This is a genomic window from Streptomyces lavendulae subsp. lavendulae (assembly GCF_002803845.1).
Classification (GTDB): domain Bacteria; phylum Actinomycetota; class Actinomycetes; order Streptomycetales; family Streptomycetaceae; genus Streptomyces; species Streptomyces lavendulae.
In genome coordinates this window covers 6,234,806-6,248,760 of sequence record NZ_CP024985.1, presented here as the reverse complement: position 1 = coordinate 6,248,760, position 13,955 = coordinate 6,234,806, and the positions used below count along the sequence as shown (strand labels likewise).

General features: G+C 72.3%; 12 protein-coding genes. 9 read left to right on the top strand and 3 right to left on the bottom strand.

The window, feature by feature from the left end:
• The first annotated feature begins 391 nt into the window (after positions 1-391).
• The 4 genes from SLAV_RS27870 to SLAV_RS27855 all read left to right on the top strand — a co-directional run bounded on the left by SLAV_RS27870 (position 392) and on the right by SLAV_RS27855 (position 4,301).
• A complete protein-coding gene (locus SLAV_RS27870) occupies positions 392-1,318 on the top strand; it encodes an ABC transporter ATP-binding protein (RefSeq protein WP_030237141.1) in 927 nt (308 codons plus the stop codon).
• Positions 1,315-2,082 carry an ABC transporter permease gene (locus SLAV_RS27865; protein WP_030237143.1) on the top strand — a complete coding sequence of 256 codons (768 nt, stop codon included), beginning with the start codon at positions 1,315-1,317 and terminating at the stop codon, positions 2,080-2,082. The genes SLAV_RS27870 and SLAV_RS27865 overlap by 4 nt, the downstream gene beginning before the upstream one ends.
• An 88-nt stretch (positions 2,083-2,170) precedes the next feature.
• Positions 2,171-3,307: a hypothetical protein gene (locus SLAV_RS27860; protein WP_051841290.1), complete on the top strand. Its 1,137-nt coding sequence runs from the start codon at positions 2,171-2,173 to the stop codon at positions 3,305-3,307.
• A gap of 4 nt (positions 3,308-3,311) precedes the next feature.
• The gene (locus SLAV_RS27855; protein WP_030237149.1) at positions 3,312-4,301 is read left to right on the top strand and encodes a COX15/CtaA family protein; all 990 of its coding nucleotides are present in this window, start codon (positions 3,312-3,314) and stop codon (positions 4,299-4,301) included.
• Between the two features lie 6 nt (positions 4,302-4,307).
• Here SLAV_RS27855 and SLAV_RS27850 read toward each other — a convergent pair whose 3' ends face one another.
• The 3 genes from SLAV_RS27850 to SLAV_RS27840 form a co-directional block, all read right to left on the bottom strand.
• Positions 4,308-5,402, bottom strand: a complete 1,095-nt coding sequence (locus SLAV_RS27850) for an amidohydrolase family protein (protein ID WP_030237152.1) — start codon at positions 5,400-5,402, stop codon at positions 4,308-4,310.
• A gap of 185 nt (positions 5,403-5,587) precedes the next feature.
• Entirely contained in the window at positions 5,588-5,947 is a 360-nt protein-coding gene (locus tag SLAV_RS27845) for a hypothetical protein (protein WP_030237154.1), read from the bottom strand.
• 15 nt (positions 5,948-5,962) lie between these two features.
• Complete coding sequence (locus SLAV_RS27840; protein ID WP_078950559.1) at positions 5,963-6,910, bottom strand: heme o synthase; 948 nt, start codon at positions 6,908-6,910, stop codon at positions 5,963-5,965.
• Positions 6,911-7,222: 312 nt separating this feature from the next.
• Between SLAV_RS27840 and tkt the strand changes: the two genes are divergently transcribed.
• From tkt to pgl, 5 genes are all read left to right on the top strand, one after another.
• A complete protein-coding gene (gene tkt, locus SLAV_RS27835) occupies positions 7,223-9,310 on the top strand; it encodes a transketolase (RefSeq protein WP_030237159.1) in 2,088 nt (695 codons plus the stop codon).
• Positions 9,311-9,346: 36 nt separating this feature from the next.
• On the top strand, positions 9,347-10,465 hold the full coding sequence (gene tal, locus SLAV_RS27830; protein WP_030237166.1) for a transaldolase: 1,119 nt from the start codon (positions 9,347-9,349) through the stop codon (positions 10,463-10,465).
• 2 nt (positions 10,466-10,467) lie between these two features.
• A complete protein-coding gene (zwf, locus tag SLAV_RS27825; protein ID WP_030237170.1) occupies positions 10,468-11,997 on the top strand; it encodes a glucose-6-phosphate dehydrogenase in 1,530 nt (509 codons plus the stop codon).
• On the top strand, positions 11,994-13,028 hold the full coding sequence (gene opcA, locus SLAV_RS27820) for a glucose-6-phosphate dehydrogenase assembly protein OpcA (protein WP_030237173.1): 1,035 nt from the start codon (positions 11,994-11,996) through the stop codon (positions 13,026-13,028). The genes zwf and opcA overlap by 4 nt, the downstream gene beginning before the upstream one ends.
• Before the next feature lie 118 nt (positions 13,029-13,146).
• Positions 13,147-13,926, top strand: coding sequence for a 6-phosphogluconolactonase (pgl, locus tag SLAV_RS27815; RefSeq protein WP_030237175.1), 780 nt, complete (start codon positions 13,147-13,149; stop codon positions 13,924-13,926).
• Positions 13,927-13,955: the final 29 nt, after the last annotated feature.

The window sequence follows — 13,955 nt, the reverse complement described above, 5'->3', positions numbered from 1 at the left end:
TCCTGGTGTCATCCATCACTAAGGGTTACCTAATTTATCGACGGAGAGTTAATCGGAGGGCATCGATCCGCATTCACCCCGGCCCCTTCCGGTGAACCGTTAAACGGCTCCCACCAGCAAGGCTCCACCCGGGATCGAGCCGGGCGCGGTGAAGACGGGATTCCGGAAAAGATCACGGAAACCGACTGGGCCATCCAGGACCGCCGGCCCGAAAAGAGCCGTGTTCGCGACGCGGTGTTCGAATCCGACGGCCCCGAAAACCCCCCTCGGCGGCCCGCGGACGAAGATCCCGGCCTCGTCCCGACGCTCCGCGCGACGCCCTCCACCGTGCCCGCGGCCCCGCCACCCCAGGGCCGGGGACCCCCCGGCGGGCTCCGTAGACTCACCCCCCATGAGCAACGACCCCGCCGTGGAGATCCGCGGACTGGTGAAGCGGTACGGCACCAAGACCGCCGTGGACGGCCTCGACCTCACCGTCCCCCGCGCCCGCGTCACCGCGGTCCTCGGCCCCAACGGCGCGGGCAAGACCACCACCGTGGAGACCTGCGAGGGCTACGTCCGCCCCGACGCCGGCACCGTCCGCGTCCTCGGCCTCGACGCGGCCGCCGACGCCGAGGCCCTGCGCCCGCGGATAGGCGTCATGCTCCAGTCCGGCGGGGTCTACTCCGGCGCCCGCGCCGTGGAGATGCTCCGCCACGTGGCCAGGCTCCACGCGCACCCCCTGGACGTGGACACCCTCGTGGAACGCCTCGGCCTCGGCGGCTGCGGCCGCACCCCCTACCGCCGGCTCTCCGGCGGTCAGCAGCAGCGGCTCGCCCTGGCCCTGGCCGTCGTCGGCCGCCCGGAGCTGGTCTTCCTGGACGAGCCCACCGCGGGCCTCGACCCGCAGGCCCGCCGCGCGACCTGGGACCTCGTACGGGAACTGCGCTCCGACGGGGTCACCGTCGTCCTCACCACCCACCACATGGACGAGGCCGAGCAGCTCAGCGACGAGGTCGCCATCATGGACGCCGGCCGGGTCATCGCCCACGGCAGCCCCGAGGAGCTGTGCCGCGGCGGCGCCGAGAACACCCTGCGCTTCACCGGCCGCCCCTCCCTCGACCTGGCCTCCCTGCTCAAGGCCCTGCCCGACGGCACCCAGGCCGCCGAGCTCACCCCGGGCGCCTACCGGGTCACCGGCGAGGTGGACCCGCAGCTGCTGGCCACCGTCGCCTCCTGGTGCGCCCAGCACGGGGTGCTGCCCAGCAGCCTCTCGGTGGAGCGGCACACCCTCGAAGACGTCTTCCTCGAACTGACCGGTAAGGAGCTGCGCGCATGAGCGCCGGCACGTTCACCCCCCGCCCGGGGGCCGCGCCCGTGTCCCGCATGATCGTCACGCAGACGGCACTGGAGACCCGGATGCTGCTGCGCAACGGGGAGCAGCTGCTGCTCACCGTCATCATCCCGGCGCTGCTGCTGACCCTGTTCTCCGCCGTGGACATCGTGGACACGGGCGCCGGGAAGTCCGTCGACTTCCTCGCGCCCGGCGTCCTCGCGCTCGCCGTGATGTCCACCGCCTTCACCGGGCAGGCCATCGCCACCGGCTTCGACCGCCGCTACGGGGTGCTCAAGCGGCTCGGGGCCTCCCCGCTGCCGCGCTGGGCCCTGATGACCGCCAAGACCCTGTCGGTGCTGGTCACCGAGGTCCTCCAGGTCGCCCTGCTGACGGTGATCGCCCTCGCGCTGGGCTGGTCCCCGCAGGGGAACCCGCTGTCCGTCGCCGCCCTGCTGCTGCTCGGCACGGCCGCGTTCTCCGGGCTCGGGCTGCTGATGGCGGGCACCCTCAGGGCCGAGGCCACCCTGGCCGCCGCCAACCTGGTGTTCCTGCTGCTGCTGGTCGGCGGCGGGGTGATCGTGCCGCTGGAGAAGTTCCCCGGCGCCGTGCAGTCCGTCCTGGGGCTGCTGCCGATCTCGGCGCTCTCCGACGGTCTGCGCGAGGTGCTCCGGCACGGGACCGCGCTGCCCTGGGGCGACGCGGCGGTCCTGGCCGTCTGGGCGGTGCTGGGGCTGGGCGCCGCCGCGAAGTTCTTCCGCTGGGAGTGAATCCCGGCCGCCGTGCGTTGGGCGGGCAGGGGGCTGACCACCTCCGCTCATCACTGACGCACGACGACCGGGACGCCGGGGGGCTGGCATGGCACAGCGGGAGGCCGTTCTACGGCTGGACGAACAATGGGCGCGGATCCGCTCGGGGGCCGCGCACGCGGATCCCGCGGAGAGCGACCGGCTGCTGGCCGAGCTGATCGGGGCGCTGCGCGAGCCCGCCCGGACCGACGCCGACTGCGCGGCCCGGCTCGGGCTGCGCCTGGGCGACCTCGCGGCCCGCCGGTTCGGGGCCGGGGACCGGGCCGGGGCGCTGGCCGCCATCGAGGAGGGCCTGCGGCACGCGCGGCAGGCCGCCGGGCACGCGCCGGAGTACGCCCGCTGGTACGCCCGGGGCCTGATCAACCAGGGGGTCTGGCTGGCCTGGCCGCTGAGCGACGCGGACCGGCTGCCCCGCCACCCGCTGGGGGCGGGGGGCGAGAGCGGCCCGAGCACCATGGAACGGGCGGCGGGCGAGCGGGCCCGCGATCTGACCCGGGCCGCCGTGGAGGTGTGGGCCTCCCTCGACCAGCACGACCCCGTCAACCGGCGGGGGCTCGCGCAGGCCAAGGTATTCCTCGGGGACCGCCTCGCCGAGCTGGGTTTCGCCTCCGACGCGGTCGCCTGGGCGGTGGACGCCGAGGCCGGTTTCCGCCGGATGCTGCTCGCGGCCCCCGGGCCCGAGGAGGCGCAGGAGGCCGAGGAGGCCCTGGACCACATCGGCCGCCAGCTGGAGCTGCGGCTGCGCTTCCTGACCTTCGAATCGCTGGCCGGCCTGCGGACCGAGGGGCTGCTGCCGGAACGGCTGCTCCCGCAGGCGGTGGTGGCGGCCCGGATCCAGGGCGTGGCGGAGGCGGAGATCGCCGCCCGGCTGGGGCTGGACACCGAGCAGGTGGTGACGATGCTGGAGGTCACGCCCTGGCGCGCGGTGTGGCGGATCGAGGTGCGCGGGCCGGACGGACTGTGGGCCCCGCAGCCCGCGCCGTGGCGCGACGCGGCGGAGGTGAGGAACCGTACGGCGGAGGAGGTGGCGGCCGGGCTGATACGGGGCTTCATGGAGTCGGCGGCCTACCCGGGCGACGGCGCGCTGTGGCGCGTCCGCGTCTGGTGGCACGTGGAGGGAGACCCGGCCGGAGCCAGGTTCCGCCTGGTCATCGGGCCCGACTCACCCGCCGCCACCCCCTCGTGAAAGTTTGCACAAGGCGGCCTTTACGATAGTGGCCGTGTTGAACCCCTTCGCGTACATCGCCAGCCGCTGGACCCCGTCACCCCGGACCGTCCGGCGCGCCGCGCTCGCCGCGCTCGTCATGAGCGTGCTCATCGTCGTCACCGGTGGCGCCGTGCGGCTGACCGGATCCGGTCTCGGCTGCGACACCTGGCCCAAGTGCACCGACGACAGCCTGGTCGTGACGCAGGCGCAGGGCTTCCACGGGGCCATCGAGTTCGGCAACCGCATGCTGACCTACGTGCTGTGCGCGGCCGTCGGCGGGATCATCCTCGCGGCCCGCTCCGCCGAACCCTGGCGGCACTCGCTGACGAAGCTCGGCTGGCTCCAGTTCGCGCTCGTGATGGGCAACGCGGTCCTGGGCGGCATCACCGTCCTGACCGGGCTCAACCCCTACAGCGTGGCCGGCCACTTCCTCCTCGCCACCAGCCTGATCGCCGTCACCACCGTCACCTGGCAGCGCACCGGCGAGGGCGACGCCGCCCCCCGCCCGCGCGTGCCCGGTCCGGTGCGCAAGCTCTCGTGGGCGCTGGTCGCGACCACACTGGTGCTGATCGCGGCCGGTACGGTCGTCACCGGCTCCGGCCCGCACGCCGGGGACAGCAGCGAGATCAAGCGCATGCCGTTCGACTGGGCCACCACCGCGCACGTGCACGCGATCTCCGCCTGGCTGGTCTGCGCGCTCGCCGTCGCCATGTGGCTGGTGCTGCGCGTGGTGGACGCCCCCGACGACACCCGGGCGCGCGCCCGTGACCTGCTGGTCGTGCTGCTCGCCCAGGGGGCCATCGGCTACGTCCAGTTCTTCACGGACGTGCCCGAGGTGCTGGTCGCCGTGCACATGCTCGGCTCCTGCCTGGTCTGGATCTCCGTGCTCCGCGTGGTGCTGAGCCTGCGCGAGCGCTCCGCCGACCCGGCGCAGGTCCCGGCTCGGGACGACGCGCAGCTCTCCGCGGTCTGACCCGCCTCAGCCCCGCTCGTCCAGCCGGTAGACCCGCCGGGCGTTGCCGGCCGCGACCATCGCCGCCACCCGGTCCGCGTCCCGCCAGGACCAGGCCCCGTCGGCGACCCAGCCGCCCAGGACCCGGCCCAGCGCCTCGCGGAACACCAGCGCGCCGACGGCGTGCAGCTCCGGCAGCTGCCGGCCCCCGCTGGAGAAGAGCAGCTTCCCGAAGGGGGCGAGTTCCAGCAGTTCGGCCAGGACGGCGGCGGCGCGGGCACCCGTAGCCGCGAGGGCGGGTCCCAGATCGGCGTGGACGTGCGGGTACGCGGCGGCCAGTCCGGCCGCGTGCCGGTGGTGGGGGTATCCGCCGAGCAGCACCAGCTGCGTGCCCAGGCCCTCGGTGGCCCGTACGAACCCGGTCAGCTCCCCGGGCTCCCGCGCACCGGTGTGCAGTTGGACCGGCAGCCCGGAGCTCACGGCGCTCCACAGCAGGTGCCGCAGGAGTACGGGGTCCCGTACGGGTCCTCCCCCCGCCCGCCCGGCCAGCCACCGGCCGGCGGCCCCGCGCACCTCGCCGGGGCCCGGCGGGCTCGGGTCGTCCGCGAGCGCGCGGGCGTATCCGGTGCCGGCCCCGCAGCCGAAGGCCACGGCCGAGGCCGCGGCGTGGTGGACGGCGCCGCCCAGGCCGGCCAGGAAGGCCGCGACGGTCCCGGAGCCGTCGGCGGCCCGCTCGGCGAGCGACTCCAGCCGGACCACCTCGAAGGCCTGCGCCTCCCCGGCGCGCGCCAGCTCCTTCGCGCCGGTGAGATCCCCGGGCGCCCCCGTGTCGACCAGGTAGGCGCCCACCCCGGAACCGCGCAGCAGCAGCCGCCCGGTCTCGGCGGGCCCGAGTTCGCGCCGCCGGGCCAGGTAGCGGGCGGGCGCGCAGTGGGGCTCCAGCCCGAGCAGCGGCGGGCACCAGCGGCGCACGGCGAAGCCGGCCTGGGTGTCGAAGAAGGTGGTGCCGGCGGCGGGCGGGCCGGCCGCGCCGGTCAGCCGGGCCTCGAACGTGGCGAGTCCCAGCTCGGTGCGGAGCACTCCGTGGCAGTGCTGGTCCACCAGGGGCGGCGTTTCGATCATCCGGGCATCCCGTTGCGGACGTGAGGAAGCGGGTTCCACGGTCCTAACGGGTGAGCGGGGCAGTTGGTTGTGCTCGGGCTCTTGACCGACTCTTGGGGCGCCCCTTCGCCTCCCGGACGCACGGCGCGCCCCTGCGGCCCTGGAGCCCCGTGGGGGCTGCGGGCCGGGGGCGCGGTCACCGCGGGCTAGGCCGGGTTGGCCGGGCCTCCGACCTGGATGCCGGCCATGCGGGTCCACTCGTACGGGCCGGTCCGGACGCGGGCGGCGAACTCTCCGTCGAACTCGTCGTGGAGGGTCAGCCCGGCCTGCTCGGCGGCGAGCCGGGCCACGGTGTGGGTCGGGGCGACCAGGTCGCCCCAGCCCCCGTCGGTGCCGACGAGCACGATCCGGGTGCCCGCCTGGCCGATGTGCGCGAGGTGGCCCTCGACGCCGCCGTGCTGCTTGGCGAACGCGCCGATCTGCCGGGCCAGCTTCGCCGCCGTGCGGGTCTGCTTCTTGTCTGCTGCGGTGTCTGCGGTCTCCGCGGTCTCTGCCATGGACGGCATGCTACCGGCGAGTAATCAACGGAGGAAGGGATCCACGGCCACGGCGACGAAGAGGAGCGACACATAGGTGATGGACCAGTGGAACAGCCGCATCTCCTTGAGCTTCGCTCCCGTCACCCCGGCCTTGGCGCGGGCGTTCAGCGCGTGCGCCTCCCACAGCCACCAGCCGCCGGCCACCAGCGCGACCGAGGTGTAGAACCAGCCCGTGTACCCCAGCGGGGTCAGCAGCAGCGAGACCGCCACCATCACCCAGCTGTAGAGGACGATCTGCTTGGCCACGGCCTTGTTGCCCGCCACCACCGGCAGCATCGGCACGCCGACGCGCGCGTAGTCGTCCTTCACCTTCATCGACAGCGGCCAGTAGTGCGGCGGCGTCCAGAAGAAGATGACGAGGAAGAGGATGACCGCGGCCCCGGAGACCTCGTTCTTGACGGCCGACCAGCCGATGAGCACCGGCAGGCAGCCGGCGATCCCGCCCCAGACGATGTTCTGCGCCGTGCGCCGCTTGAGCAGCATCGTGTAGACCACGACGTAGAAGAGGAGCGCGCCGAGCGAGAGCGCCGCCGACAGCCAGTTGATCAGCAGCCCGAAGAACAGGGTGGAGATCACGCCGAGCGAGATGCCGAAGACCAGGCACTCGCGCGGGCTCACCATGCCGGTCACCAGCGGACGCTGCGCCGTACGGTCCATCAGCGCGTCGATGTCGCGGTCGATGTACATGTTCAGCGCGTTGGCGCCGCCCGCGGAGAGGTAGCCGCCGAAGCAGGTGGCGAGCACCAGCCACATCGGTGGCACGCCCTGCTGGGCGAGGAACATCACCGGCACTGTGGTGATCAGCAGAAGTTCGATGATCCGCGGCTTGGTCAATGCCACGAAAGCCATGACCCGGGCCCCGAACGGCCGGTGACCGGGGCTCGTCCCGAGCACCCCCGCTGGACGGGATTCGACGGCCGTCACGCACACCCCTGAGAGAGAATCCAGCAAGCTCCGACTCGGACCCTTCAGGACATGAAGGCCCGGTAAAGGCTTGCGCGTACCACGCCACTCTAGACGTTGCACTTGTGTCGTCCCGCGCCGGGGTCGTCTCGTGTTGGTCCGATCGGACCGGACGGACGGTTCACGCGTGCGGACGCCGGATGAACAAGGGGCACCGACCCGGCGACGCACTGCCTGCACTCGAATAGCCGCACGCCCTCGCGGGGGTAGGCTCGGAATCGCGCCGGTGCGTCGTTCGTCACCGGGAATACAACATGTGGAGAGGAGCCCTGACCAACGGTGAGCACCAAGCCGACCACCACAGAGCTCGAATGGACCGAACTGGACCAGCGGGCCGTCGACACCGCCCGCATCCTGGCCGCCGACGCGGTCCAGAAGGTCGGAAACGGCCACCCCGGTACGGCGATGAGCCTGGCCCCCGCCGCGTACACCCTCTTCCAGAAGGTCATGCGGCACGACCCGGCGGACCCCGAGTGGGTCGGCCGTGACCGTTTCGTGCTCTCCGCGGGGCACTCGTCCCTGACCCTCTACACCCAGCTCTACCTGGGTGGCTTCGGCCTGGAGCTGGACGACCTCAAGGCGTTCCGCACCTGGGGCTCCAAGACCCCCGGGCACCCGGAGTACGGCCACACGGCCGCCGTCGAGACCACCACCGGCCCGCTGGGCCAGGGCGTCGCCAACGCGGTGGGCATGGCCATGGCCGCCCGCTACGAGCGCGGCCTGTTCGACCCGGAGGCGGCCACCGGCACCTCCCCGTTCGACCACATGGTCTACGCGATCGCGGGCGACGGCTGCCTCCAGGAGGGCATCTCCCACGAGGCGTCCGCGCTGGCCGGCCACCAGAAGCTCGGCAACCTCGTGCTGCTGTGGGACGACAACCACATCTCCATCGAGGGCGACACCGAGACCGCCGTCTCCGAGGACACCCTCAAGCGTTACGAGGCGTACGGCTGGCACGTCCAGCGCGTGGCCCCGCAGGCCAACGGCGACCTCGACCCGAAGGCGCTGTTCGAGGCCTTCCAGGCCGCCAAGGCCGAGACGGAGCGCCCGTCCTTCATCGCGGCCCGCTCGATCATCGCCTGGCCGGCGCCGCACGCCCAGGGCACCGAGGCCTCCCACGGCTCGGCCCTCGGCAACGACGAGGTCGCCGCGACCAAGCGCGTGCTCGGCTTCGACCCGGAGCAGACCTTCGAGGTCTCCGACGAGGTCATCGCCCACACCCGCGCCCTCGGGGACCGCGGCCGCGAGGCCAAGGCAGCCTGGGAGAAGGACTTCTCCGCCTGGCGCACCGCCAACCCGGAGCGCGCGGCCTCCTTCGACCGCATCAACGCCAACGAGCTGCCCGCGGGGTGGGAGGACAAGCTCCCCGTCTTCGAGACCGGCAAGGGCGTCGCCACCCGCGCCGCTTCCGGCAAGGTCCTCGAAGCGCTCGGCGCGATCATCCCGGAGCTGTGGGGCGGCTCGGCCGACCTGGCCGGCTCCAACAACACCACCATCGACAAGAACTCCTCGTTCCTGCCGAAGGGCAACCCGCTGCCGGAGGCCGACCCGTACGGCCGCACCATCCACTTCGGCATCCGCGAGCACGCCATGGCCGCGGCCATGAACGGCATCGCCCTGCACGGCCACACCCGCATCTACGGCGGCACCTTCCTGGTGTTCTCCGACTACATGCGCAACGCCGTCCGCCTGTCCGCGCTGATGCACCTGCCGGTGACGTACGTGTGGACGCACGACTCCATCGGCCTCGGCGAGGACGGCCCGACCCACCAGCCGGTCGAGCACGTCGCCGCGCTGCGCGCCATCCCTGGTCTGAACGTCGTCCGTCCGGCCGACGCGAACGAGACCGCCATCGCCTGGCGCGAGATCCTGCGCCGCCACACCAAGGTGTTCGGCAAGGGCGCCCCGCACGGTCTGGCGCTGACCCGCCAGGGCGTGCCGACCTACGAGCGCAACGAGGACGCCGCCAAGGGCGGGTACGTGCTGTTCGAGGCCGAGGGCGGCCCCGCGCAGGTCGTGCTCATCGGCACCGGTTCCGAGGTCCAGCTCGCCGTCGCCGCGCGCGAGGCGCTGCAGGCCGAGGGCGTTCCGGCGCGCGTGGTCTCGATGCCGTCGGTCGAGTGGTTCGAGGAGCAGGACCAGGAGTACAAGGACAGCGTTCTGCCGCCCTCCGTCAAGGCGCGAGTCGCGGTCGAGGCCGGCATCGGCCTGACCTGGCACCGTTACGTCGGGGACGCGGGCCGGATCGTCTCGCTGGAGCACTTCGGTGCCTCCGCCGACGGCGCCGTCCTGTTCCGCGAGTTCGGCCTCACCGCCGAAGCCGTGACCGCAGCCGCCAAGGCCTCCATCACCGCCGCCGCGCGCTGAGACCGGCACCAGAACCAAGTAGGAGATGCAATTCCCATGACAGACGCACTCAAGCGCCTCTCCGACGAGGGCGTGGCGATCTGGCTGGACGACCTGTCCCGCAAGCGCATCACGTCCGGCAACCTCGCCGAGCTCATCGACCAGAGCCACGTGGTCGGTGTCACCACCAACCCGTCGATCTTCCAGAAGGCGATCAGCAGCGGTGACGGTTACGAGCAGCAGCTCACCGACCTCGCCGCCCGCAAGGTCACCGTCGACGAGGCGATCCGGATGATCACCACGGCGGACGTCCGCGACGCCGCCGACATCCTGCGCCCGGTGTTCGACGCGACCGAGGGCCAGGACGGCCGCGTGTCGATCGAGGTCGACCCGCGCCTGGCGCACGAGACCACGGCGACCATCGCCGAGGCCAAGCAGCTCGCCTGGCTGGTGGACCGTCCCAACACTCTGATCAAGATCCCGGCGACGAAGGCCGGCCTGCCGGCGATCACCGAGGTCATCGGCAAGGGGATCAGCGTCAACGTCACGCTGATCTTCTCGCTGGAGCGCTACCGCGAGGTCATGGACGCGTACCTGGCGGGCCTGGAGAAGGCGAAGGCCGCCGGCCTGGACCTCTCCGAGATCCACTCGGTCGCCTCCTTCTTCGTGTCCCGCGTGGACAGCGAGATCGACAAGCGCCTCGACGGCATCGGGACCGACGAGGCGAAGGCCCTGAAGGGCAAGGCGGCCCTCGCCAACGCCCGTCTGGCCTACGAGGCCTACGAAGAGGTCTTCTCCTCCGAGCGCTGGGCGGCCCTGGACCGGGCGCACGCCAACAAGCAGCGCCCGCTGTGGGCCTCGACCGGCGTCAAGGACCCGGCGTACAAGGACACCCTGTATGTGGTGGACCTGGTCGCCCCCGGCACCGTCAACACCATGCCCGAGGCCACCCTGGAGGCCACCGCCGACCACGGCGAGGTCTCCGGCGACACCATCCGCGGCACGTACGAGCAGGCGCGCGCCGAGCTCGACGCGGTCGCGAAGCTGGGCATCTCGTACGACGATGTGGTGCAGCTGCTCGAAGACGAAGGCGTCGAGAAGTTCGAGGCGTCCTGGAACGACCTGCTGAAGTCGACCGAGGCGGAACTCAAGCGCCTCGCCCCCGCGGAGGACTGAGTATTTTGTCGGTGAACGGAGCGAACCCGCTTCGTGACGCACAGGACCGGCGGCTCCCGCGCATCGCGGGGCCGTCCGGCCTGGTCATTTTCGGCGTTACGGGTGACCTGTCGCGCAAGAAGCTCATGCCCGCCGTCTACGACCTGGCGAACCGCGGCCTGCTGCCGCCGGGCTTCTCCCTGATCGGCTTCGCCCGCCGCGAGTGGCAGGACGAGGACTTCGCCAAGGAGGTGCACGACGCTGTCCAGCAGCACTCCCGCACCCCCTTCCGCGAAGAGGTCTGGCAGCAGCTGGTGCAGGGCTGCCGGTTCGTCCAGGGCGATTTCGACGACGACGCGGCCTTCGAGACCCTGAAGGCCACCATCGAGGAACTCGACAAGGCGCAGGGGACGGGCGGCAACTTCGCCTTCTACCTCTCCGTGCCCCCGAAGTTCTTCCCCAAGGTGGTCCAGCAGCTCAAGGACCACGGTCTGGCGCAGAAGGAAGGCTCCTGGCGGCGCGCCGTCATCGAGAAGCCCTTCGGCCACGACCTCAAGAGCGCGGAAGAGCTCAACAAGGTCGTCCACGAGGTCTTCCCCCGTGACGAGGTCTTCCGGATCGACCACTACCTCGGCAAGGAGACCGTCCAGAACATCCTGGCGCTCCGCTTCGCCAACACCATGTTCGAGCCGATCTGGAACCGGTCGTACGTCGACCACGTGCAGATCACCATGGCGGAGGACATCGGCATCGGCGGCCGGGCCGGCTACTACGACGGCATCGGCGCCGCGCGCGACGTCATCCAGAACCACCTGCTCCAGCTGCTGGCGCTGACCGCGATGGAGGAGCCGGGCTCCTTCCACCCCAAGGCGCTGGTGGCCGAGAAGCTCAAGGTGCTGACCGCCGTGGAGCTGCCCGAGGACCTGGGCAAGCACACCGTGCGCGGTCAGTACTCGGCGGCCTGGCAGGGTGGCGAGAAGGTCGTCGGGTACCTCGAAGAGGACGGTATCGACCCCAAGTCGAAGACCGACACCTACGCGGCCATCCGCCTGGAGATCAACAACCGCCGCTGGGCGGGCGTCCCGTTCTACCTGCGGACGGGCAAGCGCCTGGGCCGCCGGGTGACCGAGATCGCGGTGGTCTTCAAGCGGGCGCCGTACCTGCCGTTCGAGTCGGGCGCGACCGAGGAGCTGGGGCAGAACGCCCTGGTCATCCGGGTCCAGCCGGACGAGGGCGTGACCGTCCGCTTCGGCTCCAAGGTGCCGGGCACCTCCATGGAGGTCCGGGACGTCACGATGGACTTCGCCTACGGCGAGTCCTTCACCGAGTCCAGCCCCGAGGCGTACGAGCGGCTCATCCTCGACGTCCTCCTCGGCGACGCGAACCTCTTCCCGCGTCACCAGGAAGTCGAGCTGTCCTGGAACATCCTCGACCCGATCGAGGAGTACTGGGACAAGCACGGCAAGCCCGCGCAGTACCCGGCGGGCACCTGGGGGCCGGTCGAGGCGGACGAGATGCTCGCACGAGACGGACGGAGCTGGCGCCGGCCATGAAGATCGACCTCACGGAGACCACCTCCAGCAAGATCAACGCCGCGTTGGTGCAGGCGCGCCGGGACATCGGCACGCCGGCCATCGGCATGGTCCTCACGCTGGTGATCGTGACCGACGAGGAGAACGCGTACGACGCTCTCAAGTCGGCGAACGACGCGTCACACGAACACCCCTCGCGGATCGTCGTCGTGGTCAAGCGGGTCAGCCGTTCCCCGCGCAGCCGCCGTGACGCCCGCCTCGACGCGGAGCTCCGCGTCGGGGCGGACGCGGGCAGCGGGGAGACGGTCGTGCTCCGCCTGCACGGCGAACTGGTCGACCACGCCCAGTCGGTGGTGCTCCCGCTCCTGCTGCCCGACGCCCCTGTGGTCGTCTGGTGGCCGGAGGGCGCTCCCGCGGACCTGGCGGGCGACCCGCTGGGCGCGCTGGGACAGCGCCGGATCACGGACACGTACTCCTCCGAGAAGCCCGTCGCCACGCTCGGCGAGCGGGCGGCGGCGTACGCGCCGGGTGACACCGACCTGTCCTGGACCCGCATCACCCCCTGGCGTTCCATGCTGGCCGCCGCGCTGGACCAGCAGAGCCTGTCGGTCACCTCGGCGACCGTCGAGGGCGAGGACGAGAACCCGAGCTGCGAGCTGCTGGCCATGTGGCTGGCGGACCGTCTCGGGGTGCCGGTCCACCGCGCCCTGTCCGGCGGGCCGGGGCTGACCGCCGTACGGCTGGAGACCAAGGACGGCTCGATCGTCCTGAACCGGGCGGACGGCGGGCTGGCGACGCTGTGCATGCCGGGGCAGCCCGACCGTGCGGTGGCGCTCAAGCGCCGGGACACGGCCGAACTGCTGGCGGAGGAGCTGCGCCGGCTGGACCCGGACAACACCTACGAGGCCTCGCTGAAGTTCGGCGTGGCCCGCCTGGAGGCGTCCGCCGCGTCTCCGGCCAAGGCGGAGGCAGAGCCCGAGGCTACGGCCGAGGCCAAGGCTCCGGCCAAGCCCGCCGCCAAGCCGGCGGCGAAGAAGACCCCGGCCAAGTAGCGGACGGACGAAGGGCGGAGCGGTCCCCCGCCCCGCCCTTCGTCCTTTCCCGGCGCTCCGCCCCGGACCGGGGACCACCGCACGACCCGAACTACCAAGAAGGCGGCAGCACATGGGTATGACGACTCCCCAGGTCGTCGTCCACCGGGACAAGGAGCTGATGGCCCAGGCCACGGCGGCCCGGCTCATCACGAAGATCGTGGACGCGCAGGCCGCCCGTGGCAGCGCCTCCGTGGTCCTGACCGGCGGCCGCAACGGCAACGGCCTGCTCGCGGCCCTCGCCGTAGCGCCCGCCCGGGACGCGGTCGACTGGTCCCGCATCGACCTCTGGTGGGGCGACGAGCGCTACGTCCCCGCCGACGACCCCGAGCGCAACCACGTACAGGCCCGTGAGGCCCTCCTGGACTCCGTCCCGGTGGACCCCGCGCGGGTGCACGTGATGCCCGCCTCCGACGGCCCGTACGGGGCGGACGTGGACGCCGCCGCGGCCGCCTACGCGGCGGAGCTGGAGCGGGCCTCCGGGCCGGAGGACCACGGTCCGGTCCCCACCTTCGACGTGCTGATGCTGGGCGTCGGCCCGGACACGCACGTGGCCTCGCTGTTCCCGGAGCACCCGGCGGCCCGTGAGACCGAGCGCACCGTCGTCGGTGTGCACGGCGCCCCGAAGCCCCCGCCCACCCGGGTCTCCCTGACCCTCCCGGCGATCCGCGCGGCCCGCGAGGTGTGGCTGCTGGCGGCCGGCGAGGACAAGGCCGGCGCGGTGGCGGTCGCCCTCGGTGGTGCGGGTGGGGTCCAGGCCCCCGCCGCGGAGGCGTACGGCCGCAGCCGCACCCTGTGGCTGCTGGACCGGGCGGCGGCGGCCAAGCTGCCGAGCGGGCTGTACTCCCCGACGTCCTGAGCACGTGGAAGCGCCCCGCACCGGTCGGT

What these genes read in the sequence shown, in the direction of transcription:
- SLAV_RS27860 (WP_051841290.1), top strand. Translation starts at nt 2,171, where the DNA reads ATGGCACAGCGGGAGGCCGTTCTACGGCTGGACGAACAATGGGCGCGG.
- SLAV_RS27865 (WP_030237143.1), top strand. Translation starts at nt 1,315, where the DNA reads ATGAGCGCCGGCACGTTCACCCCCCGCCCGGGGGCCGCGCCCGTGTCC.
- SLAV_RS27850 (WP_030237152.1), bottom strand. Translation starts at nt 5,402, where the DNA reads ATGATCGAAACGCCGCCCCTGGTGGACCAGCACTGCCACGGAGTGCTC.
- SLAV_RS27845 (WP_030237154.1), bottom strand. Translation starts at nt 5,947, where the DNA reads ATGCCGTCCATGGCAGAGACCGCGGAGACCGCAGACACCGCAGCAGAC.
- pgl (WP_030237175.1), top strand. Translation starts at nt 13,147, where the DNA reads ATGACGACTCCCCAGGTCGTCGTCCACCGGGACAAGGAGCTGATGGCC.
- tal (WP_030237166.1), top strand. Translation starts at nt 9,347, where the DNA reads ATGACAGACGCACTCAAGCGCCTCTCCGACGAGGGCGTGGCGATCTGG.
- SLAV_RS27870 (WP_030237141.1), top strand. Translation starts at nt 392, where the DNA reads ATGAGCAACGACCCCGCCGTGGAGATCCGCGGACTGGTGAAGCGGTAC.
- opcA (WP_030237173.1), top strand. Translation starts at nt 11,994, where the DNA reads ATGAAGATCGACCTCACGGAGACCACCTCCAGCAAGATCAACGCCGCG.